Origin of the sequence: Micropruina sp., assembly GCF_047606365.1 — a bacterium.
Lineage (GTDB): Bacteria > Actinomycetota > Actinomycetes > Propionibacteriales > Propionibacteriaceae > Micropruina.
Map to the genome: position 1 here is coordinate 17024 of NZ_JASGEN010000031.1, position 25734 is coordinate 42757.

Sequence of the window (25734 nt, forward strand, 5' to 3'; positions counted from 1 at the left end):
TAGGGCGTGGAGATCGCGCGTGACGTGTTCGGTGACAGCTATCGGTTGGCCGAGCAATATGTCGACATATTGGCAAATCGAGGTGTCGACTGGGGATTGATCGGGCCGCGCGAGGTGGACCGGCTCTGGCCACGCCATGTGCTGAACTCACTGGCCATCGAGCCCATGATCGGCGATGGACGCACGGTGGTCGATGTCGGGTCGGGCGCGGGCCTGCCCGGCATCCCGCTGGCCATCAAGCGACCGGATCTGTCGGTGACGCTGCTCGAACCGCTGCTCCGACGGGCGAACTTCCTCACCGAGGTGGTGGCCGAGCTGGGCCTGGCCGATCGCGTCACGGTGATGCGTGGGCGTGCCGAGGAACACCACGAGCGCTACGACGTGGTCACCGCGCGGGCCGTGGCGGCACTACCCAAGCTGCTGGGTTGGTGCTTGCCGCTGCTGGCGCCGCGGGGTGAACTGCTGGCGCTGAAGGGCGAAAGCGCGGAGCAGGAACTGGTCGAGGCGCAGAAGCTGCTCCGCCGGCGGCGGCTGGGCGGCGAAGTGGTCAAGGTGCCCACGCCCGGCACTGACGAGACCACCTGGGTGGTGCGCATCCGCTGAATCTGTTGGTCGAGCTTGTCGAGACCCTCGGAAGGATCTCGACAAGCTCGATCAGCGGCGTGTGGGTGCGATTACCCAGCCACGCCCGCGCGTAGACGCTCGTCCCCGGTCTGCGGCTGTAGGCTCGGGAACCGAGCATTCGGTCCGACGAAAGCAGGCAGGTAACCCTCGATGGCGTCCGTTTCACGTGGAACACTTCCCCCTCTGATGGGAGCACTGCAGTGACGCAATCCACCGCCCCGCGCCGCGTGGCCTACGACACCGTCGAGTTCACGCCTCCCCCGGCCGAGTTGCCCGACGCCTCCGTTCCACGTGAAACATCGGTGCTCCCCGCGCCGGACTCGCCTCGCGTGATCGTCATCGCGAACCAGAAGGGCGGCGTCGGGAAGACCACGACCGCCGTCAATCTCGCGGCGGGACTCGCCCGCGGCGGCCTCAATGTCCTGGTCATCGACCTCGATCCGCAGGGCAACGCGTCCACGGCACTGGGTGTCGAGCATGAGGCTGGGGTCTCAGGCACCTACGAGGTGTTGATCGACGGCGAGGCGATCGAGCGCCACGTCCAGCCCTGCCCGGACGTCGACGGCCTCTGGGTGCTTCCCGCCACCATCGACCTAGCGGGTGCCGAGATCGCGCTGGTCGACAAGCCCGGACGTGAGAGCCGGCTACTGCGAGCCATCGACCGGCTGACCGCCCGTCACCGCATCGACTACATCTTCATCGACTGTCCCCCGTCGTTGGGCCTGTTGACCCTCAACGCTCTGGTGGCTGCCCAGGAACTCCTGGTTCCGATCCAGTGCGAGTACTACGCGCTGGAAGGCGTCTCCCAGTTGCTGCGCACCATCAACCTGGTCAAGGGCAGCATGAACGATCGGCTGCGGCTTTCGACCGTCGTCCTGACCATGTTCGACGGACGAACCCGATTGTCGACCCAGGTCGCGAACGAGGTGCGGACCCACTTCCCCACCGAAACGCTGACCACCGCGATCCCCCGCTCGGTGCGGGTTTCCGAGGCACCCAGCTACGGCCAGACGGTGATCACCTATCACCAGGCGTCCGCCGGAGCCCAGGCCTATCTGGCCGCGGCCGAAGAGATCGCCCGACGCGGCGCCAAGTAGCCGAACAGCCTCAAGTGAGTGAAGTGAAAGGACGACGATGACCGTCACGAAACCGCGTTCCGGACTGGGTCGGGGCCTCGGCGACCTGATTCACCGCACCGATCCGGAGCTGGAACCGCAGCGGCCCGAGCCGCTGGCGGTCGAGCCACCCGAGGGTTCGTATTACGCGGAACTCCCCGTCGACAGCATCCGTCCCAATCCCAAGCAGCCGCGCCAGGTGTTCGAAGAGGACGCGCTGGACGAGTTGGTGGAGTCGATCCGCGAAGTCGGGCTGCTGCAGCCGATCGTGGCGCGCCCGTTGGGCGAAGATCACTACGAGTTGGTGATGGGGGAGCGCCGGCTGCGGGCCAGCCAGGCGGCCGGTCTGGCCACCATTCCCGCGATCGTGCGGCCGACGTCCGAGCACGACCTGCTGCGGGACGCCCTGCTGGAGAACCTGCACCGCGCGCAACTGAATCCGCTGGAGGAGGCGGCTGCGTATCAGCAGCTGCTCACCGACTTCGATTGCACGCAGGAAGAGCTGTCCACCCGGATCAAGCGCAGCCGTCCGCACATCAGCAACACGATCCGGTTGCTCCAGTTGCCGGCGCCGGTTCAGCGTCGGGTCGCCGCGGGCGTGCTGAGCGCGGGTCACGCGCGCGCGATCCTCGGTCTGGGTGATCCGCTGGCCATGGAACGGCTGGCGCAGCGCGTGGTGGCCGAGAACCTCTCGGTGCGTGCGGTCGAAGAGATCGTCGCTCTTGGTGACGGACGCGAGCCCAAGGTTCCCCGGCAGCGGATCGCCCGCGAACCGAGCGAGCGGGCGTGCGGCCTTGCGGAGCGCCTGGTCGAACGCCTCGATACCCGAGTCAACGTGGTGATGGGCGCCAAGGGACGCGGTCGGATCGTGATCGACTTCGCCAACGACGACGACCTCGGACGCCTCGTCGAACTCTTGGCCTGATCAGTAGCCGAAAACACCGTCATCCCGGGCTCGGCCCCGGGATCTCTTCCCGCGAGCCACCGCCAAGGTGTCCAAAGGAACCGTCCCCGGTGTCCAAGAGAACCGTCCCCGGTGTCCAAAGGAACCGACCCTGGTGTCCAACGGAACCGTCCCCGGTGTCCAAAGAACCGACCTATTTCCCAGCGATTTATCTATAAGAATACTTGTCGACAAATCGCCTTGTAGCGAGGCTGCTCGGCGGGACGGCGGCGCCATCGCCGGCGATCGCGGGTAGCCTCGGCAGGGTGATCACCGCCGAAGATGTGCCTGCTGTTCGCTCCGCCCTGCTGCGTTATCGGGTGATGGCCTGGATCGTCGGCGTTCTGCTGGTGGTCCTGGTGTGCGTGGGCGTTCCGATGAAGTACTTCGGGCACAACGACACCGTGGTGACCTGGACGGGTGTGCCGCACGGGTGGCTCTACCTGCTGCTGCTGATCACCGCCTACGACCTCGGCCGCCGGGTGAACTGGCCGTGGCTGCGGCTGATCCTGATCGCGTTGGCCGGCACGGTGCCGTTCCTGTCCTTCGTGGCCGAGCGTTACGCGACCAAGGACGTCCATCGGCGGCTGGCCGAGGCAGAGAGCGGGGGAGTGGTCGGCGACGACCAGCCCGAGGTGCAGACAGCAGAGGGTTAGGCGTCCCTACCGATGCCCATGCCGCTGGTGCGGGCGCCGCGCTTGCCCATGCTGTGGGCGATCTTCCAGGTCATTCCGAGCGCGAACAGTGCGAACACCCACCACTGCAGGGCGTAGCCGCTGTTGCGCCACGAGCCCTCGCCGTCCGGAAGGGTGACGGACGCCGGCGCCAGCCCCTGCTGCCCGGACTCGGTCGAGTCCAGGGTGATGAAGCCGGGCATGAGCGGTTCGTCCCAGAGCTGCGCCAGCTGTGGCAGCCGGACGGAACCGAGGTTATAACCCCTAGCCAACGAGTGATCGGCACCGGGTTCGGAGGGCAGGAAGATGCCGGTCTGGGCGTGTTCGCCACTCGGCGGGGCAGGTGCGTCGGCTCCCTGAGGGATGGTGCCGCGCACCACCGGGAGCACCCGTCCGTCGGCCAACTGCAGCGCCGACAGCACCCGGACCACCCCGTCGGCGCCGAGCACCCGCTCCTGCTGATCGGGCAGATAGTGCCCAGAGACACTGGTGGGCTTGCCGTAGATGTCGCCGACGGTGCCGTCGGCCGCGACGAAGTCGAGCAGCGGCACCGGCGCCTGCTGCGCGCGTGCCTGTGCGGACGCGTTGCCCTGGTCGGTGAACACCTGCAGCTGCCACAGCCCGAGCCAGGTCATCACCACCGCCGCCACCACGCCGGCGAGCAGCACCAGCGCCTGTTTCACTCGTAGCGGCATCGTTCAGCCCCGGACGCCGGACGGGCCCCGGCGGTACGCCTGCCGGACGAGCGCGGCGCACAGCCGTCCGAAGTCCTCGCCGGCCGCTTCGACCGCCAGCGGCACCAGTGACGTCTCGGTCATGCCGGGGGAGACGTTGGTCTCGATGAACACCGGGCCGTCGGCGCCGACGATGATGTCGGTGCGGGACAGATCGCGCAGCCCCAGCTGGTCGTGCACCCGTAGCGCCAGCTCCGCGCAAGCTCGTGCGACCTCGTCGTCCAGCTCGGCGGGGCAGATGAACCGGGTCTCGCCGGCGGTATAGCGGGCGGTGTAGTCGTAGACCCCGGACCGCGGCCGGATTTCCACCGCGGGCAGGGCACGTGGCCCGTCACCGGTGTCCACCACGGTCACGGCGACCTCGGTCCCCTCGATGAACTGCTCGATGACCGCCATCTCGCCGTAGGCGTACGCCGCCACCATGGCCGCTGGCAGCGCCTCGGCCACCGACACCTTGGTGCAGCCGAGCGCCGAGCCGCTGCGGTTCGGCTTCACCATCAGCGGTAGTCCGAGCCGTTCCACGAGCGCCGCGACCAGGGCCTGCGCGCCGAGTTCACGGAAGACCGAGTTCGGCAGGGCGACCTGGGCCGGCTTGGAAACCTCCAGCAGCGGCGTGCAGATCGACTTGTCGAAAGCCCGCTGCGAGGCCGGCCCGGTCGACCCGACATAGGGGACGCCGAACAGGTCCAGCACTTCGCGCAGCGAACCGTCCTCACCGTCGCCGCCGTGCAGCACCGGGAACACCACGGCGTCCGGGGTGGAGGCGAGCAGATCGGCCAGCCCGCGGGTGACGTCCGCCTCGATCACGCTCAAGCCCTGGTCACGCAGCGCTTGGGCGACCCGGCGTCCGGATCGCAGCGACACGTCGCGTTCGTGGGAGAGTCCTCCGGCGAGGACGACGACGGTGCCCGGTTGGCTGCTCATGACTGATCCTCAGGTGATGTCCGGTGCGGGACCGGCGGTGACGTCGCGGTACAGGTGTTCGCCGGCACTGATCCCGAAGGTGTGCAGGGTGTCGAGCTCGTCGCGCAGCACCTCGCCGAGCCGGCGGGTGCCCTCGATGATCCGTTCCGGGGTGGGGAAGCAGTAGGAGAGTCGCATGTTCCGGCTGCCCATCCCGTCGGCGTAGAACGCGGTGCCGGGCACGTAGGCCACCCGGGCCGACACCGCCCGGGGCAGCATCGCCTGCGAATCCAGCCCTTCCGGCAGGGTGACCCAGACGAAGAAGCCGCCGGTCGGGTGCGTCCAGGTGCTGCCCTCGGGCAGGTTCTCGGCCAGCCCCTGCAGCATGGCGTCGCGGCGCGCCCGGTACATGTCGCGGTACACCTGGATCTGGCCGCGCCAATCGAACTGATGCAGATAGGTCGAGATGGCGAACTGGCTGAACACCGGCGGCGCCAGCGTGGCCGACTCCTGTGCCAGGGTCAGCTTCTCCCGGACGGCGTGCGGCGCCAGCGCCCAGCCCACCCGGAAACCGGGCGCGAAGGTCTTCGAGAACGACCCCAGGTACACCACCCGCTCGGAATCCATCGAACGCAGCGCCGGCAGCGGCTCGCCCTCGATGGCGAGCAGCCCGTACGGGTTGTCCTCGACGATCAGCAGGTCGAGCTCATGGGCGATCGCGATCAGCTCGCGTCGCCGCTCGATGGTCTGCGTGACGCCGGTCGGGTTCTGGAAGTTCGGGATGGTGTAGAGGAACTTGATCCGCTTGCCGGCGGATCGGCAGGCGGCCACCGCCTCGCGCAACGCCTGCGGAACGATGCCGAACTCGTCCATCGCGACGTGCACGACCTGCACCTGGTAGGCGCGGAAGGTGCCGATCGCGCCCACATAGGACGGCGCCTCGGCCAGGATCACGTCGCCCGGGTCACAGAACACCCGGGTGACCAGGTCGAGGGCCTGCTGCGAACCGCAGCTGACCACCACGTCGTCAGGATGGGCGGCGATCGCCTCTTCGGCCATCACCTGGGTGATCTGTTCGCGCATGAACGGCTCACCCTGGCCCGAGCCGTACTGCATCGCCTGGGTGCCGCGCTCGCGGATCAGGGACGAGATCGCCTCACCGATCGCTTCGCGGGGCAGATCGGCGATGTTCGGCATGCCGCCGGCCAGCGACACGACCTCGGGCCGGTTGGCCACCGCGAACAGGGCCCGGACGGCCGACACGGTGAGCCCGTGGGTGCGCTCGGCATAGGTGTCGATCCACGGATCGAGCACCGTGTCACGACGTTGAACGGGTTCCGGCAGGCTCACCGCGCCAGCTTATCCAGCTGCCTAAGATGAACGTGACTTCCGTGCCCAGGTGGTCGGAGCCCAGGAGGACACCGTGGTCAGCATCGAGCTGGTCGGACCGGGGACCGTGCGCGGCCTGGCCTGCCCCTACTGCGGACGCCCCATGCCGCTCGACGAGGCGGGCATGATCGCCGCCCAGGCGGCCTGGGGCTGGTGCGGTGCGCTGGCGATCGAGGACGGCCGGACGGCGGGACTGCTGTTGGTCTCGGCCGCCACGTCCGGCGATCCACGGGTGACGGTGGCCAGGATCGGTGCCGGCTGGGTGCGCGCGGGCGATGTCCGGCAGGGAACCGGCCGGGCCATGCTGCACGCGCTGGCCGGCGGCCTGCATCGCGCCCGGGTCGGCACCCTCTTCGCCAGCTCCGATCCGCATCGGGGCTGTGCCGCGCTGCCGTCCGGCTTCCTGGACGGCACCGGCTTCATCGCGATGAACCCCGCCCACCACTGGCGACTGGACCTCAACGGGGCCGTGCCCGTTGCGAAACGGTCCGTGCTGGTGCGGCTCGGACGGCTGGTGCGGGCGGTCCGCCCGGTGGCGCCCCCGGAGCCGGCCCGCCGGAACGGGATCAGATGAACTCGTCGAGGGCCCGGAGCAGTGCGGCCTTCGTCTTGCCGCCGGTGAACGACTTGACCAGCTCGCCACCGGAGAAGATCTGGATGGTCGGCAGCCCGAGCACACCCTGTTCGGTCGGGATGCGCGGGTTGGTGTTGGTGTCGAGGGAGTAGAAGTCGATCTGGTCGCCGTATTCGCCGGCGAGCTCCTCGATGATCGGGGCGATCTGGCGGCACGGCGCGCACCAGTCGGCCCAGTAGTCGACCAGCACCGGCTTGCCGGCGCGGATGACCTTTGACTCGAAGGTGTCGTCGGTGACGGCGGTGACGTTGGCCACGGGGTTTCCTCTCGTTGCGGACGGCGGGAGCGGCGTCGGTCAGACGATAGCTTCGAGCGCCGACAATTCAGCGCTCTGCAGGTCGGCGCCCGGCTCGCCGGCATCGTGCAACTCGGCCAGGTACCGCTCGGCGTCCAGAGCCGCGGAGCAGCCGGTGCCGGCCGCGGTGATCGCCTGCCGGTAGGTGTGGTCGACCAGGTCGCCGGCGGCGAAGACACCGGACAGGTTGGTCTGGGTGGAGCCGGGCTGGACCAGCACGTAGCCGGCGGGGTCGGTGTCGACCTGGCCACGCACCAGCTCGGAGCGCGGGTCGTGGCCGATCGCGATGAAGCAGCCCTGCACGGCCAGCTCGCGCTGTTCGCCGGTGACCGTGTCGGTCAGCGTCAGCGAGGTCAGCGACTGCTCACCGTTGATCGACGCCACGGCCGAGTTCCAGGCGAAGGAGATCTTCGGGTCGGCCGCTGCGCGGGCCACCATGATCTTGGACGCCCGCAGCTCGTCGCGGCGGTGCACCACGGTCACCGAGGACGCGAACCGGGACAAGAAGGTGGCCTCCTCCAGCGCCGAATCGCCGCCGCCGATCACCGCGATGTCCTTGTCGCGGAAGAAGAAACCGTCGCAGGTGGCGCACCAGCTGACGCCGCGTCCGGACAGCCGGTCCTCACCGGGCAGGCCGAGGCGCCGGTAGCCCGAGCCCATCGCCAGGATGACCGCCTTGGCGCGGTGGGTGCCGCCCTCGGAGTCGGTGACCGACTTGATCGGGCCGGTCAGGTCGGCCTCGACGATGTCGTCGGTGACGATCTCGGCGCCGAACCGCTCGGCCTGCGCCCGCAGGTTCGCCATCAGTTCAGGGCCCATGATGCCCTCGGGGAAGCCGGGGAAATTCTCCACCTCGGTGGTGTTCATCAGGGCACCGCCGGATTCCAGCGCACCCTCGAAGACCAACGGCCTGAGGTCGGCCCGGGCGGCGTAGATGGCCGCGGTGTAGCCCGACGGGCCGGAGCCGATGATGATGACGTCGCGGATCTCTGACATAGCGTCCTTCGTGGAGTAAGGGGAGAAGGCCAGCCTAACCGCCGGTCGCTTCGCTGGGACAACACAAGCGCCTCCGGGCGGTATTCCCGGAGGCGCTTGGGTTGAGTGGTGAGCCGGTTCAGGAGCCTTCCTTGGCGTCCAGGCCGGCGCGATGGACGTACCCCGGAGACTGGTCGCCGCCGTAGGACGGGTCGACGCCGGGCTCACGAGGATCGTGCTTGTGCGGGGCGTTCTCGCCGCCGTAGCTCGGATCGACCTCAGGGTCGTTGTGCGGATGCGGATGCTCGGACCCGCCGTAGCTCGGGTCGACGCTCGGGCTTTGCTCTTCGGTCATAACTCCCTCTTTCTCAGGTCGCTCATGATTGCTTGCCCCAGAAGCCGTTCGGGGCAAATAATTCATCGACCAGCTCTGCAGCCAGATTAGCCTCCAGCACCAGGTCGAGCACTGTGTATCGCTTGCGGATCATCTGGGCCCGCCGGTAGGTGTCGCGGAACTGCTGCCAGGTCAGCTCGATGTCGTACGGGTGCGCCGGTGCGCCGGCGGCGCGCAGCATCCGCTGCAGTTCCGCGGCCCCGATCATCTGCGCGGTGAGCTTCTCCTTCAGCGCCGGCCAGATCGATGCCAGTCGCGACAGCCGGGCGGCCAGCGCGTCGGCGTCGCAGTACTTCGCCAGCGACTGGGCGACGATCTCGTCGGCCAGATGCGGCTGATGATCGGCGCGGACCCGGGCCTCGATCTGCTCGGCGCTCGGCCAGGCCGCCACAGCGGCATCGATGTCGAGCGCCGAGAGGTCGCGTTCCAGCAGCCGCTCGTAGAGCGCGGCCACCGCGACGCTGCCGACCGCCACTTTGAAGCCGTGGGAGAGTCGCCGCGGAGTGATGTCGACGCCGTGGCCCTCCATCTCCCACAGATGGCTGAACAGGTGCTCGGCCCCGGACGCCGGACGCGACGACGCCGCGGCCTGCATCGCGAGACCCGACATGATCAGGCCCTCGGCGAGTTCGCCGGTGGCCTGCAGGTCGCCGGCGGCCAGCGCCTCCGGACGGGACAGCGAGGCGTGCAGCGGGCCCTGCACCAGTTCCCAGACGTCGGGATCGACCGCTTCGACGCCGACGGCGTCCGCCAGGATCCAGTCGGCGCCGGCGGTGACCTTGCCCAGCAGGTCGCCGTAGCCGGACGCGGTCATCACCGCGGGCGCCGCCGCCAGCACCGTCCAGTCGCTGATGCAGGCGGCGGGTGCCGGGCAGTCGAGGGTCTGCTTGTAGCCGCCGACGGCGATCGACGAACCGAAGGCCGTGTAGCCGTCCATCGACGCGGCGGTGGCGACCACCAGGTAAGGGCGGCCCAGCTCACCGGAGGCCCGCTTCACGATGTCGTTGAGGGTGCCGGCACCGACCGCGACGGCGACGACGTCCTGCCCGCTCATCGCGTCGCGCAGCAGCTCGCAGTTCTCGTATTTCGCGTACAGCTCGGGAGCGCCGGGAAAGACGTGGGGCTCGGCGACGTCGACGCCGCCGGCGCGCAGCGCCTCCAGCACGGCGTCGCCGGCTACGGTCATCGTCCGCTCGTCGCCGACCACCAGCGCGGTGCGTCCGGGGAAGGTGGTGCGGTAGACCTCGGCGATCCGGGCGATGGCGCCGGGTTCGGCCAGCACGGCCTTGGTGTCGGTGGAGGTGCGCAGGGCGCGTTCGATCAGTTCGGACACGATCCGCTCACTCCCAGTTGTCGTCGGTCCAGCCCAGCTCGTCCCAGGCGGACTGCGGAATCAGCCGATCCACCCGGTCCATTACGTAGGAGGGTTGATGCTCCGGCGAGAGCGCGCGGACGTCGGCCGCCGTCGCTTCGCCGGTGAGCACCAGACCGGACACCATGCCGGTGTCCAGCGCCATCTGGATGTCGGTCTGCAGCCGGTCGCCGACCATCACCGAGTGCTCCACGCGGGCGTCCAGGCCCTCCATGGTGACCTGCAGCATGATCGGGTCGGGCTTGCCCAGCGACTTCACGCACTTGGTGCGGGTGCAGGCCTCGATGGCCGCGGTGATCGAGGCGCAGTCGGGCTCACCGCGTCCGCCCGGGAACGGGCAGAACCGGTCCGGGTTGGTCTCGATCAGGAAGGCTCGCTTGTAGAACCAGATCGCGTCGAAGGCGATCTGCAGCTTGCGGTACTCGAAGGTCCGGTCGTAGCTGGCGATCACGATGTCGATCTCTTCGGGATCGTCGCTGAGGGTGAAGCCCGCCTTGACCAGTGCGCGCTTGAGCGGTTCCTCGCTGATCGGGAACAGCACCGCGTCCGGATGGTTCGCCAGCAGCCACTTGGTGGTGGTGACGATGGTGTTGGAGATGTCCTCCACCGGGGTGGGGAGCCCGAGCTTGGTCAGCTTCCGGGCGTACATCTCGGGGTCTTTGGTGGGGTTGTTGGAGAGATAGCGGATGGGGATCTCCCGCCGGCGCAGCTCGTTGATCATCCGGGCTGCGCCGGGCAGGAGATGGTCCCCCAAGTAGATCGTGCCGTCCATGTCGAACACATAGGCGTCGTAGAACTCATCGGGGTGGTTCAGGACATCTTGCATGGCGGCACGCTCTCCTTTTTCTGGTCGAACAATGGTTAGTTGCTGGCGCCCATCAGTCCAGCCACGATCCAGATCAGGGTGGTGGCGAGGAAGATGGCGACGGCCGGCGGGTCGATGTGGGTCTTGCCGCGGGACTGGAACAGTCGGGCGGAGGCCTCACCGAGGAACGACGACAACGTGGCGAACGCGGTTCCGATCAGGATCGCCCCGACCGCCAGGCCGTAGTCGACACCGAGCGGCGTGTCCACCTGCAGGCCGTGCAGCGTGGCAGCGGAGATCACGTGCTGGCCGGCCAGGATCGGGTAGAACACGATTGCGCCCAGGCCGCCGATGATCGTCATGTGGTGGGTGACGGGCGAGTTGTAGCCGATGTTCAGGAAGAAGATCGTGATCGCCGAGATGGCCCACGGGAACGCCGCGGCGCTCATGCCCACACCGGGGAAGTTGACTGCCAGCAGCAGCGCGACCGAGGCGCCGAGCAGGCCCGGGAAGATGCCCATGGTGAGCAGCTGGGGGCCGGTCTCCTGGTAGCGGATCCAGACGCTGTGCTCGTGCGGGGAGAACTTGTTGCCGGTCTTGTTGTAGTTCTCCGGGTTGAGCAGCGAGCGGTCGGCGAAGGCGAAACGGACGACGATCGCAGAAATGGCCACGGTGAGGGCCACGCCGTCGGTGTGGCCACCGAACCACGGGATGGGATCGATCACGTAGGTCTTGAACAGCCAGCCTCCGACGCCGAACGCGGCGGCGACCAGCAGCACGTCGGGCTTGCCGAGGCGGGCCAACGGCTGCGCGATGTCCTTGCCGTTATCGGTGTACCCCTTCATGGCTGCGTAGGCCGAGCCGGCGACGGCACCGGTGAACGCGATGTGCGGGCCGGTGAACGGGCCGAATGCCACGTAGCTGAACAGGAAGCTGGAGACGTCGGAGCCGCCGGCCACACCGGCCGCCGTCGCCGCGAGACCGGCGAAGCCGGTGATCACGAAGGAGAAGTTGCCGCCGACACACGCACCGAAGAAACCTCCGGCCGCAGCGACGAGCAACAGGAACACAAATTCCATGGTTGCCACGCTTTCGATTTGAGTGCTGTTGGTCCAGCCCGACCGGGCTGGGGGGATTTTGGTGAGTCAGTCGCAGGACTGCTCGGTGGCCGCAGAGGCCATTCGTACTCCTTTGCACGAGGTTGGCGGGTCCGCCGACTGGCCCGCTGGGGTGAACCTACCAGTGGGTGAGGTGTTAGTAACAGCTTTTGTGAGAGGAAACGCCGGGTCGAACGATCAGGTCAACCACCCGCACGGACGACCCGCACACCCTTCTCGCGGAGGTCCTCGATGGCCTCGTCGGGAGTCTGGGAGTCCATGATGACCTGGTCGAAATCGGTCATCGAGGCGAAGGTGTGCAGAGCTCGCCGGTCGAGCTTGGTGTGATCGAGCAGCAGGATCGACTTGTCCGCGGAGGCCATCATCGCCCGCTTCACCTGGGCGCAGTCCTCGTAGGGGTGGTAGCAGAGCAGATCGCTGATCCCGGACGCCGACAGCAGGCAGTAGTCGGCACGGATGTCGGCGATCACATGGGTGGTGGTCTGGCCCACCATCGCCTCGGACCACGCCTGGTACTCGCCGCCGGTGACGAACAGCCGGATCCCGGAGCGACGCTCCAACTCGCGGGCGACAAGCATCGAATTGGTGACCACGGTGAGCGGCACGAGTTCCAGCATCCGCAGCACCCACAGCGCCGTGGTGGAATCGTCGACCAGGATGGAGCTGCCCGGCCGGATCTGCTCCACCACGACCCGGGCCACCTCCTGCTTCAGTTCGGCGTTCTGATTCACCCTGATGCTGGCGCCGATCTCATTCAGGCCGGTGGCCACGGCGGTCACCTGGCCGCGGTGCCGGATCAGCACGCCGGCCTCCTCGAGCGACTCGATGTCGCGATACACCGTCATCGCCGAGACGCCGGTGAGTTCCACGAGTTCGTCGACTGAGGCCGATCCGTTCTTGACGACCCGTTCGGCGATCGCCATTCGACGTTCGCGCAGCGCACCGACAGAACCTCGGCCGCGCCCTTTGGTCGCCACGAGTTTCATCCTTCGTTCGTTGTCACACTCATGATGCCCTATTTGATGACAACGAGCGCCCGTTATTCGCACGAAGGCCGGTCGAAATGTGGAGATCTCCGAAATCCGGCGTGGGAGCGGCAGCGGTTCGTCGGCCCTCGGCCGGTTGGTGACCGGTTCGGGTGACGTCGGGCGGGTCGGCCACTAGGTTGGAGGTCCGTCGGCGACGTCGCCGGCGCTACCCCGGCATCGTCCGGAAAGGAGAACCCTCATGGCAACACTGGTGGTCCTCGGCTCGGGAATCATGGCCACGGCCCTGGCGACCCCCTTCACCGACAACGGACACGAAGTGCGGCTGGTCGGAACCCATTTGGACCGCGCGATCATCGACTCGATCAAGGCGACCCGCGTGCATCCGAACCTCAACCTGGCGGTGCCCGACAACGTCACCGCCTATCAGCTGGAGGATGCCGCCGAGGCCTTCGACGGCGCCGAGCTGGTGATGAGCGGGGTGAACTCGTTCGGCGTCGATTGGGCGGGCGAGCAGCTGGCCGGGCTACTCCGTCCGGGACAGCACGTGATCGCGCTGGCCAAGGGCATGCAGGCCGACTCCGACGGCAATCTGACCATCCTGCCCCGGGCGCTGATGGCGCACATTCCGGACGAGTTGCGCAGCCAGGTGTCGATCTCGGCGATCGCCGGCCCGTCGATCGCGGGCGAGGTGGCGATCCGGCGGCACACCAGCGTGGTGTTCACCGGTGAGGACCCTCAGGTGCTGGCGATGTGGAAGGAGCTGTTCGAGACCGACTTCTACCACGTCTGGACGAGCACCGACTTCGTCGGCGTCGAGGTGTGCGCCGCGACCAAGAACTGCTACGCCTTCGGCGCCGGCTTCATGCACGGCCAGCTGAAGGCCTTCGGCGAGACCGACCCGCAGTACGTCAACTACAACTACGGCGCCGCGCTGTTCGGCCAGGCCTCGGTCGAGATGACCCAGTTCATGGACCTGCTCGGCGGGCAGCAGTCCACGGTGCTCGGACTGCCCGGCATCGGTGACTGCTTCGTCACCTCGATGGGCGGCCGCAACGTGAAGGTCGGCACCCTGGTCGGCGAGGGCATGACGTTCACCCAGGCCCGTGCCCAGATGCCGGGCGTCACGCTGGAGGGTGCAGCGGCGATCAAGGTGATCGGGGACGCCTTCGAGCGGCTCACCGAGCGCGGTGTGCTGACCTCGGGGCAGTTCCCGCTGCTGCGCCACCTACACGCCGTGGTGGCCAAGGACGCCGCCGTCGACGTGCCGTGGAAGACCTTCTTCGGCAGCAACGGCTCGGGAGTCTAAGAGAAGTCCCCGAAAGAACCGTCCCCCCGGATCGGGGGGACGGTTCTTTCGGTCACCTTCAGCTGAGGCCGTAGGCCTGGTGCACCAGGAAGATCGGGTGCTCGACGGCGGCGCCCGAACCCTTGCGGATCTGCCAGCGGCAGGTCTCGGTGTCGCACATCGCGAACTCGGGGTTCACCTCGCGCACCTTGTCGAACAACGGCTTGCCGACCGCCTGGGCGATCTCGTACTTCTCCTTCTTCAACCCGTAGGTGCCGGCGATGCCGCAGCAGGTGGCGCCCGACTCGATCGCCTCGACGCCCGGGATCAGCTTCAGCACCTCCATGGCCGGCTGACCCATGCCCTGCGACTTGAGCTGGCAGGGGGCGTGGTAGACCGCCGTCAGCGGGACCTCCTTGAAGTCCGTCGGCAGCTCGCCGGCGTCGTGCAGCTCCAGCAGGAACTCCATGATGTCGCGGATCCGGGTGCCGACGTCGGCCAGCCGGTCGTCGTCGACGCCCATGATCTCGTGCGCCTCGTGCTTGAGCATGCCGGTGCACGAGCCGGACGAGGAGATGATCGTCAGGTCACGTCCGGACGCGCGCAGGTCGTCACACAGCTTGAGCACCTTGGCGCTGGCCCCGTCGAACAGGCCGTTGGACTGCTCGGCCAGGCCGCAGCAGCCCTGCTTCGGCACCAGCACCTCATAACCCAGGTACTCGAGCACCTCGATCGACTTCTTGGACGTCTCGACCTCGAAGTACCCGCCGGCGCAGCCGTGGAAGAAGATGATCGGGCCGCGGGTGGCGGGCTTGGCGGTCTTCGTCCGCTTCTTCAGCCAGCCGGTGATGGTCTGGGTGTTGGCGTGCGGCATCGGGGCGTCGCGATGGATGCCGAGCACCTTCTCGACCACGGTGCGCAGCGGCTTGATCGACAGTGCGGCGTTGGCCACCGGCGCCATCGGCGTCATCGCCCGGCCCATCAGTGTGGTCTGGGTGATCAGCCGGTCGCGCAACGGCATCTCGTCGGCCTTCATCACCGCGCGGGCCTGACCGTTGAGCTCGGCGATCTTCACCCCCTGCGGACAGGCCAAGGTGCACGCGCCACAGGACGAGCAGTAGTCGAGCGAGTGGTCGACCGACTCGCCGTGCCGGAACCGCTCCGCCTGCGGGCCGACGAACTTCGGCCCGGTGAACTTCGGGGTGACCGCGGCCACCGGGCAGTGCGTCTCACAGATCGTGCACTTCACACAGTGGTCGAGGGACGCCCGGGCGACCTGCGTCTGGGCGAACTCGATGCCCTCGGAGGGGTTCATGAGGCTGCTCCTTGCGTCGAGACGGCTTGGTTTGCGGCGAGGATCGAATCGGCGGCCTTCACCGCGCTGGCCAGCGCGATGCCCTCGCCCGACTTCTCCTGCCAGCGGGTGGCGCCGGCCAGGATGCCGCCGGCGGCGTACAGGTTGTCGTAGACCGCGTCGCCGCCGGGATGGCGAACCAGCAGGTCCGGACCGGTTTCGACACCGACCATGAACAGCGGCTGCGGATCACCCCAGTAGTCGCCGTGCACCAGGGCACCTTCCGGACGCCGCAGCGGCAGATCGAAGATCGACTCACGCAGGTTGTGGTGCGAGTCGGCATGCAGTGCCCCCGACTCGAAACCACCGGTGGAGAGCAGGAACGCGTCCGCCGCGAACTCGCGGATGCCGCCCGCGGTGGCCAGCTGCACGCAGGCCACCGAGCCGCCCGCGCTGCGGTAGCCGGTCACCTTGCTGCCCGGCACCACCCGGACGCCGGACGCCTTCGCGACCGCGGTGAGGGTGCGGTTCAACCGCATGCCCGGCACGGACGGCGGTGGCAGCGGGATCTCGAAGACCGGGGCACCGATCAGGTCGGCGATGTCACTCCAGGCGTTGTGGTCGTCCAGGCCGAGGACGGCCGGCAGGCCGACGCTCTCGCCCTCGGCCACCAGCGGCTTGACCGCTTCGGCGAACCGCTTGCGGGTGGCCGGATCGTCGAGTGCTCGGGCGTAGGTCAGGCCGGAGGAGTCGACCTCGCCCTCGCGGGCCGGGAAGCCCAGCATCACCGGACGCGCCTCGAGCCGTCCGCCGCCCGGCAGGTCGGTGCGGTTCAGGTTGTAGGCGACCAGCTCGGGATAGAAGTCCTTGAGCTGCTTGAGGCCGATGATCACGAACTTCGCGCCGTCGACGCAGGCACCTGCGGTCATGCTGGGCGAGGCCAGCGCGGTGGGCCGGACGGCGCCGACCGCGGTGGGCAGCTGCAGGTTGACCGCCGGGTCGCCGACCAGCAGCTCGGGGCCGACCAACTCAGCGACGTAACTGGCCGACGCGCCGACCAGTTCGGCGTCCAGGAACGCGTAGGGATGCTCGGGGTTCGCCTTCGCGAAGTCGCCCAGGGCGTCCAGCGGCCGCTCCACCCGGTCGGGGGCATAGCCGAGAATGTCGATCGTGCCCTGGGAGAGCTGCAGGCCGCCGGTGCCCTTGGCCAGCAGGGTCACCGCCGCACCGGCCCGGGCCAGCCGGATGGCTGCGACCAGTCCGGAGACACCGGCTCCGATCACCACGACGCGCGTCATCACACGACCTCCTCATGAGTCGGGCCAGGCAGGTGTTCGACGTCCAACGTGCCCTGGAAGATCCAGTTGTCCAGCGCGGTCTGCCGGACCTGGTCGCCGTACAGGATCGGCCAGATGCCGATCCAGCGGTTCTTCAGGAACAGCCGGACCAAGCCGGTGGCCCGCTCGATGTCGATGTGTTCGGACTGCAGCGCCACGCCGGTCGCCCGCATCGAGCAGAAGCCGCCCTGACAAGGACCCATGCCGAGTCGCAGCTGGCGGCGCAGGTCGTCGAAGCTGCCCTTGGGCTGATCGGCCAGAGCCCGGGTGAACATGCCCTTGCTCATCAGCTCGCACTCGCACAGGATCTGGTCCTCGGTGCGGTCGTGCTCACGTTCCTCGAGCCGATGGGTGATCACGTAGTTCTTCTTGTCCTCCGAGCCCGGGCACTGCTCGTCGGCTGTCCGACAGGGACGGGTCTCGCCCAGCTGGGCGCACATCGCGTTCACCACATTCTCGGCCATTAGCCGGTAGGTGGTCAGCTTGCCGCCGGCGATGGTGAGCAGGCCCTTGAGGCCGTCGCGTTCGGAGTGGTCGATGATCGACATGCCGCGGCTCATGTGCCGGGTGTCGCCGGAGCCGACCCGGGAGTCCTTGACCAGCGGACGGGCACCCGCCCAGGCGTGGATGGCGCGCGCGTTGCGGAAGCCGGGAACCAGCAGCTCGCCGCAGTCCATCATCTGCTGCACCTCGTCCCAGGCGATCTGCAGCTTGTCCGGGTCGTCGGCCTTCTGGTCGGTGGTGCCGATGATGCACACGGTGTGCACCGGCACCAGGATGTCGCCGTCGGCGGGGTAGGTGAGCCGGTTGATCACCGAGTTGGTGAGCCGGTGGTTCATCGCGATCATGATGCCGGCGCCGGGCACCACCTGGACGTCGGGGCAGTCGGCCATGTGGGCGATCTGGCCACCCCAGGCGGCGGCGCAGTTGAGCACGAAGTTGGTGTTGATCCGGACTTCTTCGCCGGTCTTCTCGTCGGTGCAGACCACCTGCGAGACCCGGTCGCCGTCGCGGTTGATCTTGGTCACCCGGTGGTAGGTGAGGATCTTCGCGCCGTACTGCTTGGCCGAGTTGGCGGCGCTCCAGACCAGCTGCCAGCCGTCGACCGAGCCGTCCTCGACCTTGAAGGCCCGGGAGATCTTCGGATTGACCCGCGGTTCGGCCTTCAGCACCTCGGCGACCGAGACTTCCTCGAACGGCACCTTGGTGTCGGTGGCGCCCTTGGCCCAGTCGTCGCCCCAGGCCGGGTCGTCGACGTGGGTGGCGACGAAGTAGCCGCCGGTGCGCTCCACGGCGTGGGACTGGATGCGGGTGACGATGGCGTTCTCTTCGGCGCACTCGGTGGCTGAGTGCGGGTCACTGACCACGTAGCGGCCGCCGGAATGCAGCAGCCCGTGATAGCGGCCGGTGGTGCCCTGCCCGAGGTCGGCCCGGTCGACCAGGATCGCGGAATAGCCGCGCATGGCGACATCACGGACGACGCCGGCGCCGGTGGATCCTCCGCCCACCACCACGACGTCTGCGGTAAGGGTCTTCACTGCATCCTCCGATCGAATGGGCGGAGTCGTGGGCCACGACGTCCACCCGATGGACCTTGCCCGGTCAGGTCGTTCCCATGCTCCCCACTGCCACGATGCTGTGCGGACGCGCTAGTCACAGCCCGATCAAAGCGCACGCTACTCCAGCGCGACGGGCATCTGATATAGCTCAGGGCCCTCATTAACAACACTCTTTTCTTGCCTTTTTCACATCGGTTGTGAACCTGTGGCGGCGAGGTCGGCGCCGCTGAGCCGGTGTCGCATCAGCACCACCTGGTAGGGGTTCCAGGTCGACAGCGTGTAACGCAGCACCGCGCCGTCCCCGTCGGCCCGGGCGTCGTAGAGGTAGGGCGCGTACGCCGCGCCGGTGGAGCTGTCCTGGCCGCGGAAGATGGCGTCGCCGACCGGATCGCTGCCGTCGGCGACGAAGCGGATGAACCTTCGGTTGTGGTCGCCGGGACTCATCCCGCCGGCGATCCAGTCCAGGAGCCGTAGCCGCGGCGACCACGGTCCCCAGGGTTCGGAGGCGCTGCGCAACAGCACCGCCGGACCGGCCGGGTCGTCCGGTCCGGCCATGGTGAGCATCAGGTAGCGCCCGAGGGCGGGCACCCAGCGCACCGAGAGTTCGCCGAGGGCGCCCGGGGTGAGCAGCGGCAGCGCGTCCGCTTCGACCGGCGACCAGGTCTCCGCGCCGGCCCAGTACTCGAGTGCGGCCAGGAACGGCCGGGCATCGCCGCGGCGCAGACCGGACGCGACGCCGGGCGCGGTCAGGTCGACCCGGGCCAGCCGGACGTCGTCGGCGCGGTAGGCGCCGGTACCCCAGATCAGTAGGTGGCGACCGCGGCGCTGCACCGACACGTTGATGAAGCGATGGTCGGAGAAGGTGGTCAGGAAGCGGAAGCCGATCGGACGCCGCCGCTGGGCGGGCTCGATCGCCAACCCGGACGGGGTCGCCCTGGCCAGCACGCTGCGGCCCATCGTCTGGTGCCGCCGGAAATGGTTGGAGGTGAAGAAGGCGTACAGCTCGCCGTCGAGGCTGAAGGCGTCCAGCGGGACGTCGTACTCGCGCATCGTCGTCCTCCCGCCGCGCAGCCGCAGCGGTGAGCCGTGGAACCGGACATCGGGCAGTTCGGCGTCCGGATCGAGTACCTCGGCGATGGAGTCGCGGGTGCCGAGCCACGAGCGTCCGGACCAATGGGTGTCACCGAACAGCAGGAAGCTGCGCCCGGCATGGTCGAACCGGACGCCGAGATCGGTGCCGCGGACCCCCGAACGGGACTCCGACGCCGATAAGGTGCGCCCCAGGCCGCCCGGCTGGCTGTCCCGCTCGCCGCTGACCTGGGCCAGCTTGGTCGACGGCTCGCCGGCATCGATGACGCTTTGATGGTCGGCCAGCCGCAGGCAGGCGTGCCGCATCCATCGGACGCCGCCGGTGCGCACTTGCCGGTGCAGGTGGTAGAGCGAGCCGTCCACCTGCACCAGGGCCTGCACCCAGCGGTTGGCCAGCCGGGTGCGTGCGGTGGCGACCGCGACCAGCCGGCCCGATCCCCACTCGCGGGCGTCCGACGGGCCGTCCCACACCGGGCGGGAGTCGTCCGGGGCGTCCGGGCCGGGCCCGAGCCGGCGCCAGCGATTCGGCCGTGCCGCGTTCACCGCCCACGCGTAGCTGATCACCCCGTCCGCCTCGGGCACCGAGGCGACCAACTCGTGCGCCGCGGTGCCGGCACGCCCGCGTTGCCACAGCACCGCAGGAGCCACGGCCGCCGTGCTGATCGCGTCGCCGCGCAGCCAGGGAGTGTCCGGACGGCCCTGCCCGTGGAAATAGTGATGAATGGTCAGCGTGCCGTCACCGTTGTCGGTGCCGATCACCGCCTCCAGCCGATGTGGCGCGCCCGGCGGCGTCCACCAGGCCGGGCGGTCGTCCGATTCCAGCAGCGAGCCGGGCCCGATCAGGGGTGTAGCTGCCATTGCTACAGCCTGGCCAGCACCGCGCGGGCGGTGCCCTCGTCGATCACCAGGTCGGTGGTGGTGCCTGCCCGCAGTGCCCCGACCACCGCTCCGGCCCGGGAAGGGTCGGCGACCACGCAGAACCGGCGGCCCACCTGGGCCAGTTCGGACGGGGTCAGGCCGGTCGCCCGGGCGTTGAAGTCGATGTCGGTCCACGAGCCGTCCTCGCGCAGCAGCACCGTCGACACATCGCCGACGACGCCGTCCGCGGCCAACCGGCGCACCTCGTCGTCGTCGAGGTAGCCCGAGGAATAGACGTGCGAGGGCACCTGGGCGTTGATGCAGCCCACCCCGAACACCGCGACGTCCATCCGGTGCAGCAGCGTGATCACGTTCTGCACCGAGCGTTCGCGCCACATCGCCCGCTTCGTGCTCGCGTAGTCGAAGAAGGCCGGCACCGGGAAATAGACGACTCGCGAATTGAAGGCGTCACCGACGGTGGTCAGGATCTCGCCGACATACGGGATGCCGGAGGACCACTGATTGGTGCCGCCGTTCATCTGCACCACGGTGGCGCCGACCAGTGGCCGGGGCATCAGATGGCGGACGACCTGTGAGGTGGTGACGCCCCACGCCACCCCGATCACCTGGTGGTCCTCGACGGCCTCGGACAACAGCCGTCCGGCCACCCGGGAGACCTGGTCGAGCCGGCGTCCGTCGGAGGCACCGTCGCGGACACCGACCAGATGCACCCGGACGCCGAACGCGCGGGTCAGCGCGGCGGCCAGCGGTGAGCGCGAGCCATTGTGATGGGCGAGGCTGATTCGCACCAGACCCGAAGAGCGGGCTTGCTTCAGCAGCCGGCTGATCGTCGAGCGGGACAGGCCGAGCTGATGGGCGATGGACTCCATCGTTTCGCCCTGGATGTAGTAGCGGGAGGCCGCTTCGTACATGTCGTCGTAGCGGTCGTTCATTTGTTCTCCCTCTGCCTGCACGTTCGTGCACAGACCTAGCGCATGTGTTCGAGCCTGGCAAGACTTGACACGACGGCCGGAAGCGGACGGCCGCCCGGGGGCCGGTCGCAATGGTGGCGACCCCCCTCCGACACCCTCTCGCCTCCCCGCCGATCCAACCGGTCGGCGACGTATGGAAACGGCGGCCGGGGATCCCGGCCTCCAGCATTTCGGCATCGCCTGCGATGCCTGAAGGGAGTCATAGTGAATCTCGCAACCATCTTCCTCTCCGAAGTCGTCGGCACGGCCATGCTGTTGCTGCTCGGTACCGGAGTGGTTGCCAACAACCTGTTGCCCAAGAGCAAAGGCCACGGCAGTGGCACCTTGCACATCAACTGGGCGTGGGGCCTGGCGGTCTTCTCGGGCGTCCTGGTCTCGTACAAGTCGGGCGGGCATCTGAACCCTGCCGTCACGCTGGGGATCGTGGCCTCGGGAGCCAAGGAGTTCGTGCCGGGCATCGCCGTGGACGCGGCATCGATCGCCACCTATATCGGCGCGCAGCTCGTCGGCGCGTTCATCGGTGCCGTGCTCGCCTGGCTGGCCTACAAGAAGCAGTTCGAAGAGGACACCCCTGAGGGCGTCAAGCTGGGCATCTTCTCGACCGGTCCCGAGATCCGCAGCCCGTTGTGGAACGTGATCACCGAGGCCATCGCGACCTTCGTGCTGGTCTTCGTCGTGCTCGGTGCGGGCAAGTTCACCGGCTCGGGGACCACCCCGGCGGCGAACCTCGGCTGGCTGGGTGCGCTCGGCGTCGCCCTGCTGGTCGTCGGCATCGGCGCCTCCCTCGGCGGGCCCACCGGCTACGCGATCAACCCGGCCCGTGACCTCGGTCCGCGCATCGCGCACGCCATCCTGCCGATCCCGAACAAGGGCTCCTCCGACTGGGGTTACGCCTGGGTTCCGATCGTCGGCCCGATCATCGGCGGCGTGATCGCCGGCCTCACCTCCGGATTCCTGCTGCCGGCCTGAACCGGAGCAACCGAAACCTGGTTCCGGACGGCTGGGCGAGAAATCGCTGGCCTTGCCGTCCGGCACCGGGCACCATGTACCTCAAGCCGCTACAAAGATGTGGGAAGGAACACAATGGCTGAGAAATACGTTCTCTCGATCGATCAGGGGACCACGAGTTCCCGTGCGATCGTCTTCAATCACGCGGGCCAGATCGTTGGCTCGGGTCAGAAGGAACACGAACAGATCCTCCCGAAGGCGGGCTGGGTCGAACACAACGCGATCGAGATCTGGGAGAACATCCGCGAGGTCGTCGGCATCGCTCTTGCCGACGCGCAGGTGAACAAGGACAGCCTCGCGGCCGTCGGCGTGACCAATCAGCGCGAGACCACCCTGGTTTGGGACAAGAACACCGGCAAGCCGGTCTACAACGCGATCGTCTGGCAGGACACCCGCACCGCCAAGATCATCGAGGAGCTCGGTGGCGGCGACCAGGACAAGTACAAGGACCGGGTCGGTCTGCCGCTGGCCACCTACTTCTGTGGCCCGAAGGTGAAGTGGATCCTCGACAACGTCGACGGTGCCAGGGAGCAGGCCGAGGCCGGCAACCTGATCATGGGCACCATGGACACCTGGGTGATCTGGAACCTCACCGGCGGTGTCGACGGCGGCGTCCACGTCACCGACGTGACCAACGCCTCGCGCACCATGCTGATGGACCTGAAGACGCTGTCCTGGGACGCCGAGATCGCCGCCGACATGGGCATTCCGATGTCGATGCTGCCCGAGATCAAGTCCTCGTCCGAGGTGTACGGCAAGGGCCGGCCGGCCGGCCTGCTCTACGACGTGCCGATCGCCGGCGACCTGGGTGATCAGCAGGCGGCGACCTTCGGCCAGGCGGCGTTCGAGGTCGGCATGGCCAAGAACACCTACGGCACCGGCTGCTTCATGCTGATGAACACCGGTGAAGAGATCGTTCCGTCGAAGAATGGCCTGCTGACCACGGTCTGCTACAAGATCGGCGACAACAAGCCGGTCTACGCGCTGGAGGGCTCGATCGCCCTGGCCGGTTCGCTGGTGCAGTGGCTGCGCGATCAGCTGGGCATCATCTCCTCGGCGCCCGAGGTCGAAGAGCTGGCGGCCGACGACAACGGCGGCATCTACTTCGTGCCGGCGTTCTCGGGCCTGTTCGCCCCGTACTGGCGTTCGGACGCCCGCGGCGCGATCGTCGGCATGACCCGGTTCGTCGACAAGCGGCACTTCGCCCGCGCGGCACTGGAGGCCACCGCCTACCAGACCCGTGAGGTGCTGGACGCGATGGAGGCCGATTCCGGCGTGAAGCTGGCCGAGCTCAAGGTCGACGGCGGCATGACGATGAACGAGACCCTGATGCAGTTCCAGGCCGATCAGGTCGGCGTGCCGGTGATCCGTCCGGTGGTCGCCGAGACCACCGCGCTCGGTGCCGCCTACGCGGCCGGTATCGCGGTCGGCTTCTGGAACGGCGAGCAGGACGTCATCGACAACTGGGCCGAGGCCAAGCGCTGGGAGCCGAAGATGGACTCCGGCGAGCGCGACCGGCTGTACCGGCAGTGGAAGAAGGCCGTGACCCGGACCTTCGACTGGGTCGACGACGACCTCGCTTCCGAGTAGTCCCTTTCACACGACCCGCCCCCGGAGTTTCCCGGTGGCGGGTCGTGTGCATTTCCGCCGGCTTTGCCGGCGTTGTCCGATTTCCGTCCTGACCAAAGGAGGATCAGATGGCCGGTTCGCTGACTGAGGCCGAGTTCGTCGTCCGTTCGCTCACCCAGACCGTCATCGACAACGAGAGCTATTTCGGCGAGTTGGACGCGGTCGTCGGCGACGGTGACTTCGGCTATTCGCTGGCCCGGGGTTTCGAGGTGGTCGCCGAGAACTGGGACGACTACGACCGCACCGATGCGGGCGTGTTCCTGACCAAGATCGCGATGGCCATCTCGGGCCGGATGGGCGGCACGTCCGGGCCGATCTGGGGCACGGCCATGCTCCGGATGGGCTCATCGCTGAAAGGCAAGGAGGAGTTCACCGCCACCGACGTGGTGGCGGGCCTGCGCGCCGCGGTGGCCGGAATTCAGGCGCGTGGCAAGGCCGAACTCGGCGACAAGACGCTGCTCGACGCACTGGTGCCGGCGATCGACACCCTCGAGCAGCAGATCGCCGCGGGGGTCAGCTCCGCCGAGGCGGTCGCGATGATGGCTGCCGCCGCCCGCAAAGCCGCGGACGACACAGCCCAGCTGCAGGCGCGCCGCGGGCGCGCCAGTTACACCGGTGAACGCAGCATCGGTTCGGTGGATGCCGGCGCCATGGCCGTCGCCGTCATCCTCGAACGCCTGGCCGAGCAGTGGCCAACCCAATGAGAGGCATGGAGGAGAAACCATGAAGAAGTTCGTCAACGACCCCAAGCAGTTCGTGCCCGAGATGCTCAAGGGCATCGCCCTGGCCAACCCGGACACCATCACCTACGTGCCCGAGTACAACCTGATCATGCGCTCGGACGCGCCCAACAACAACAAGGTCAGCATCGTCCAGGGTTCCGGGTCGGGCCATGAGCCGGCGCATGTGATGGCGGTCGGCCCGGGCATGCTCGACGCCGCCTGTCCGGGCGACGTGTTCGCTGCGCCGCCGGCCGACTATGTCTTCGAGACGGCCAAGCGAGTGGCTTCCGACAAGGGCGTATTGCTGCTGGTGAATAACTACACCGGTGACCGGATGGCCTTCGAGATGGCCCAGGAACTGGCCGAGGCCGAGGACATCAAGTGCGCCACCCTGTTCATCGACGACGACGTCGCGGTGCAGGACTCCACCTGGACGGTCGGACGGCGTGGTGTGGCCGGCAACTTCTTCGTGATCAAGGCGGTCGGCGCCAAGGCCGAGGAGGGCGCCGACCTCGACGAGGTGATCCGGGTCGGCGAGAAGGTGAACAGCGTCGCCCGCACGATGGGCATCGCGCTCACCGCGTGCACCCCGCCGGCGAAGGGTTCGCCGCTGTTCGAGTTGGCCGACGACGAGATGGAGGTCGGTGTCGGCATTCACGGCGAGCCCGGACGGCGGCGCGCCAAGCTGGTCACCGCCGACGAGATCGTCGACGAACTGCTGGGTGCGGTGGTGCCCGACCTGCCGTTCACCTCGGGTGACCGGGTGGCGCTGATGATCAACGGTCTGGGTGGGACGCCGATCAGCGAGCTTTACCTGCTGTTCGGCATCGCGGCGCAGAAGCTGGCCGATCAGGGCATCACGGTGGCCCGCAGCTATGTGGGCGAGTACTGCACCAGCCTGGAGATGGCGGGCGCGTCGCTCACCCTGGTGCGGCTGGACGATGAGATCGAGGCCTTGCTGGCGGCCCCGGCGTCCATTGTGAACCGGATCTTCTGA

The 25734-nt window shown here is 68.2% G+C and carries 24 protein-coding genes and 1 pseudogene; 10 read left to right on the top strand and 15 right to left on the bottom strand.

The window, feature by feature from the left end:
* Nucleotides 1-6 precede the first annotated feature (6 nt).
* From rsmG to QM624_RS04420, 4 genes and pseudogenes are all read left to right on the top strand, one after another.
* The gene (rsmG, locus tag QM624_RS04405; RefSeq protein ID WP_415089122.1) at nucleotides 7-603 is read left to right on the top strand and encodes a 16S rRNA (guanine(527)-N(7))-methyltransferase RsmG; all 597 of its coding nucleotides are present in this window, start codon (nucleotides 7-9) and stop codon (nucleotides 601-603) included.
* A gap of 221 nt (nucleotides 604-824) precedes the next feature.
* Nucleotides 825-1721 carry a ParA family protein gene (locus tag QM624_RS04410; protein ID WP_415089124.1) on the top strand — a complete coding sequence of 299 codons (897 nt, stop codon included), beginning with the start codon at nucleotides 825-827 and terminating at the stop codon, nucleotides 1719-1721.
* 37 nt (nucleotides 1722-1758) lie between these two features.
* Nucleotides 1759-2664, top strand: coding sequence for a ParB/RepB/Spo0J family partition protein (locus QM624_RS04415; protein ID WP_415089126.1), 906 nt, complete (start codon nucleotides 1759-1761; stop codon nucleotides 2662-2664).
* A gap of 287 nt (nucleotides 2665-2951) precedes the next feature.
* Nucleotides 2952-3338: pseudogene (locus tag QM624_RS04420) on the top strand (DUF3817 domain-containing protein); the annotation flags it as partial.
* Here the strand turns inward: QM624_RS04420 and QM624_RS04425 are convergent.
* The 3 genes from QM624_RS04425 to QM624_RS04435 are packed head-to-tail and all read right to left on the bottom strand — an operon-like array spanning nucleotide 3335 to nucleotide 6343.
* The gene (locus tag QM624_RS04425) at nucleotides 3335-4051 is read right to left on the bottom strand and encodes an SURF1 family protein (RefSeq protein WP_415089128.1); all 717 of its coding nucleotides are present in this window, start codon (nucleotides 4049-4051) and stop codon (nucleotides 3335-3337) included. The pseudogene QM624_RS04420 and the gene QM624_RS04425 overlap by 4 nt on opposite strands.
* A 3-nt stretch (nucleotides 4052-4054) precedes the next feature.
* The gene (locus tag QM624_RS04430; RefSeq protein WP_415089130.1) at nucleotides 4055-5014 is read right to left on the bottom strand and encodes a D-alanine--D-alanine ligase family protein; all 960 of its coding nucleotides are present in this window, start codon (nucleotides 5012-5014) and stop codon (nucleotides 4055-4057) included.
* Nucleotides 5015-5023: 9 nt separating this feature from the next.
* Nucleotides 5024-6343, bottom strand: a complete 1320-nt coding sequence (locus tag QM624_RS04435; RefSeq protein WP_415089132.1) for a PLP-dependent aminotransferase family protein — start codon at nucleotides 6341-6343, stop codon at nucleotides 5024-5026.
* 49 nt (nucleotides 6344-6392) lie between these two features.
* Between QM624_RS04435 and QM624_RS04440 the strand changes: the two genes are divergently transcribed.
* Complete coding sequence (locus QM624_RS04440; protein ID WP_415089134.1) at nucleotides 6393-6956, top strand: hypothetical protein; 564 nt, start codon at nucleotides 6393-6395, stop codon at nucleotides 6954-6956.
* Here the strand turns inward: QM624_RS04440 and QM624_RS04445 are convergent.
* The 7 genes from QM624_RS04445 to QM624_RS04475 form a co-directional block, all read right to left on the bottom strand.
* Nucleotides 6949-7272, bottom strand: a complete 324-nt coding sequence (locus QM624_RS04445; protein WP_415089136.1) for a thioredoxin family protein — start codon at nucleotides 7270-7272, stop codon at nucleotides 6949-6951. The genes QM624_RS04440 and QM624_RS04445 overlap by 8 nt on opposite strands.
* Before the next feature lie 39 nt (nucleotides 7273-7311).
* Nucleotides 7312-8307, bottom strand: a complete 996-nt coding sequence (gene trxB / locus QM624_RS04450) for a thioredoxin-disulfide reductase (RefSeq protein ID WP_415089138.1) — start codon at nucleotides 8305-8307, stop codon at nucleotides 7312-7314.
* 118 nt (nucleotides 8308-8425) lie between these two features.
* Complete coding sequence (locus tag QM624_RS04455; protein WP_415089140.1) at nucleotides 8426-8641, bottom strand: hypothetical protein; 216 nt, start codon at nucleotides 8639-8641, stop codon at nucleotides 8426-8428.
* A 22-nt stretch (nucleotides 8642-8663) separates the two neighbouring features.
* A complete protein-coding gene (locus QM624_RS04460; RefSeq protein ID WP_415089142.1) occupies nucleotides 8664-10013 on the bottom strand; it encodes a sn-glycerol-1-phosphate dehydrogenase in 1350 nt (449 codons plus the stop codon).
* A 7-nt stretch (nucleotides 10014-10020) separates the two neighbouring features.
* Nucleotides 10021-10878, bottom strand: a complete 858-nt coding sequence (locus QM624_RS04465; RefSeq protein ID WP_415089145.1) for an HAD-IIA family hydrolase — start codon at nucleotides 10876-10878, stop codon at nucleotides 10021-10023.
* 35 nt (nucleotides 10879-10913) lie between these two features.
* Nucleotides 10914-11936 (bottom strand): hypothetical protein, encoded by a 1023-nt coding sequence (locus QM624_RS04470; RefSeq protein WP_415089147.1) that lies wholly within the window; start codon nucleotides 11934-11936, stop codon nucleotides 10914-10916.
* A 221-nt stretch (nucleotides 11937-12157) separates the two neighbouring features.
* Nucleotides 12158-12898 (bottom strand): DeoR/GlpR family DNA-binding transcription regulator, encoded by a 741-nt coding sequence (locus QM624_RS04475; protein ID WP_415089184.1) that lies wholly within the window; start codon nucleotides 12896-12898, stop codon nucleotides 12158-12160.
* Between the two features lie 304 nt (nucleotides 12899-13202).
* On the opposite strand from QM624_RS04475, the gene QM624_RS04480 reads away from it, so the two are divergent.
* Nucleotides 13203-14270 (top strand): NAD(P)H-dependent glycerol-3-phosphate dehydrogenase, encoded by a 1068-nt coding sequence (locus tag QM624_RS04480; RefSeq protein WP_415089149.1) that lies wholly within the window; start codon nucleotides 13203-13205, stop codon nucleotides 14268-14270.
* Between the two features lie 58 nt (nucleotides 14271-14328).
* Here the strand turns inward: QM624_RS04480 and QM624_RS04485 are convergent, their stop codons facing one another.
* From QM624_RS04485 to QM624_RS04505, 5 genes are all read right to left on the bottom strand, one after another.
* The gene (locus tag QM624_RS04485; RefSeq protein WP_415089151.1) at nucleotides 14329-15564 is read right to left on the bottom strand and encodes an anaerobic glycerol-3-phosphate dehydrogenase subunit C; all 1236 of its coding nucleotides are present in this window, start codon (nucleotides 15562-15564) and stop codon (nucleotides 14329-14331) included.
* Complete coding sequence (gene glpB, locus QM624_RS04490) at nucleotides 15561-16841, bottom strand: glycerol-3-phosphate dehydrogenase subunit GlpB (protein ID WP_415089153.1); 1281 nt, start codon at nucleotides 16839-16841, stop codon at nucleotides 15561-15563. Before glpB ends, QM624_RS04485 begins: the two co-directional genes overlap by 4 nt.
* Nucleotides 16841-18418: an anaerobic glycerol-3-phosphate dehydrogenase subunit GlpA gene (glpA, locus tag QM624_RS04495; RefSeq protein ID WP_298132166.1), complete on the bottom strand. Its 1578-nt coding sequence runs from the start codon at nucleotides 18416-18418 to the stop codon at nucleotides 16841-16843. The genes glpB and glpA overlap by 1 nt, the downstream gene beginning before the upstream one ends.
* A 207-nt stretch (nucleotides 18419-18625) precedes the next feature.
* Nucleotides 18626-20386, bottom strand: coding sequence for a DUF4185 domain-containing protein (locus QM624_RS04500; RefSeq protein WP_415089155.1), 1761 nt, complete (start codon nucleotides 20384-20386; stop codon nucleotides 18626-18628).
* Nucleotides 20387-20388: 2 nt separating this feature from the next.
* Nucleotides 20389-21339, bottom strand: coding sequence for a sugar-binding transcriptional regulator (locus tag QM624_RS04505; RefSeq protein WP_415089157.1), 951 nt, complete (start codon nucleotides 21337-21339; stop codon nucleotides 20389-20391).
* Between the two features lie 243 nt (nucleotides 21340-21582).
* On the opposite strand from QM624_RS04505, the gene QM624_RS04510 reads away from it, so the two are divergent.
* The 4 genes from QM624_RS04510 to dhaK all read left to right on the top strand — a co-directional run bounded on the left by QM624_RS04510 (nucleotide 21583) and on the right by dhaK (nucleotide 25734).
* Complete coding sequence (locus QM624_RS04510) at nucleotides 21583-22347, top strand: MIP/aquaporin family protein (protein WP_415089160.1); 765 nt, start codon at nucleotides 21583-21585, stop codon at nucleotides 22345-22347.
* Nucleotides 22348-22461: 114 nt separating this feature from the next.
* Entirely contained in the window at nucleotides 22462-23976 is a 1515-nt protein-coding gene (gene glpK, locus QM624_RS04515) for a glycerol kinase GlpK (RefSeq protein ID WP_415089162.1), read from the top strand.
* 107 nt (nucleotides 23977-24083) lie between these two features.
* The gene (gene dhaL, locus QM624_RS04520) at nucleotides 24084-24719 is read left to right on the top strand and encodes a dihydroxyacetone kinase subunit DhaL (protein ID WP_415089164.1); all 636 of its coding nucleotides are present in this window, start codon (nucleotides 24084-24086) and stop codon (nucleotides 24717-24719) included.
* A gap of 19 nt (nucleotides 24720-24738) precedes the next feature.
* A complete protein-coding gene (gene dhaK / locus QM624_RS04525) occupies nucleotides 24739-25734 on the top strand; it encodes a dihydroxyacetone kinase subunit DhaK (RefSeq protein WP_415089166.1) in 996 nt (331 codons plus the stop codon).

Coding starts and splice junctions, on each gene's coding strand:
- QM624_RS04415 (WP_415089126.1), top strand. CDS start 1,759: ATGACCGTCACGAAACCGCGTTCCGGACTGGGTCGGGGCCTCGGCGAC.
- QM624_RS04485 (WP_415089151.1), bottom strand. CDS start 15,564: ATGAACCCCTCCGAGGGCATCGAGTTCGCCCAGACGCAGGTCGCCCGG.
- glpK (WP_415089162.1), top strand. CDS start 22,462: ATGGCTGAGAAATACGTTCTCTCGATCGATCAGGGGACCACGAGTTCC.
- dhaL (WP_415089164.1), top strand. CDS start 24,084: ATGGCCGGTTCGCTGACTGAGGCCGAGTTCGTCGTCCGTTCGCTCACC.
- QM624_RS04475 (WP_415089184.1), bottom strand. CDS start 12,898: ATGGCGATCGCCGAACGGGTCGTCAAGAACGGATCGGCCTCAGTCGAC.
- QM624_RS04430 (WP_415089130.1), bottom strand. CDS start 5,014: ATGAGCAGCCAACCGGGCACCGTCGTCGTCCTCGCCGGAGGACTCTCC.
- QM624_RS04505 (WP_415089157.1), bottom strand. CDS start 21,339: ATGAACGACCGCTACGACGACATGTACGAAGCGGCCTCCCGCTACTAC.
- QM624_RS04470 (WP_415089147.1), bottom strand. CDS start 11,936: ATGGAATTTGTGTTCCTGTTGCTCGTCGCTGCGGCCGGAGGTTTCTTC.
- QM624_RS04500 (WP_415089155.1), bottom strand. CDS start 20,386: ATGGCAGCTACACCCCTGATCGGGCCCGGCTCGCTGCTGGAATCGGAC.
- trxB (WP_415089138.1), bottom strand. CDS start 8,307: ATGTCAGAGATCCGCGACGTCATCATCATCGGCTCCGGCCCGTCGGGC.
- dhaK (WP_415089166.1), top strand. CDS start 24,739: ATGAAGAAGTTCGTCAACGACCCCAAGCAGTTCGTGCCCGAGATGCTC.
- QM624_RS04455 (WP_415089140.1), bottom strand. CDS start 8,641: ATGACCGAAGAGCAAAGCCCGAGCGTCGACCCGAGCTACGGCGGGTCC.
- QM624_RS04425 (WP_415089128.1), bottom strand. CDS start 4,051: ATGCCGCTACGAGTGAAACAGGCGCTGGTGCTGCTCGCCGGCGTGGTG.
- glpB (WP_415089153.1), bottom strand. CDS start 16,841: ATGACGCGCGTCGTGGTGATCGGAGCCGGTGTCTCCGGACTGGTCGCA.
- QM624_RS04480 (WP_415089149.1), top strand. CDS start 13,203: ATGGCAACACTGGTGGTCCTCGGCTCGGGAATCATGGCCACGGCCCTG.
- QM624_RS04465 (WP_415089145.1), bottom strand. CDS start 10,878: ATGCAAGATGTCCTGAACCACCCCGATGAGTTCTACGACGCCTATGTG.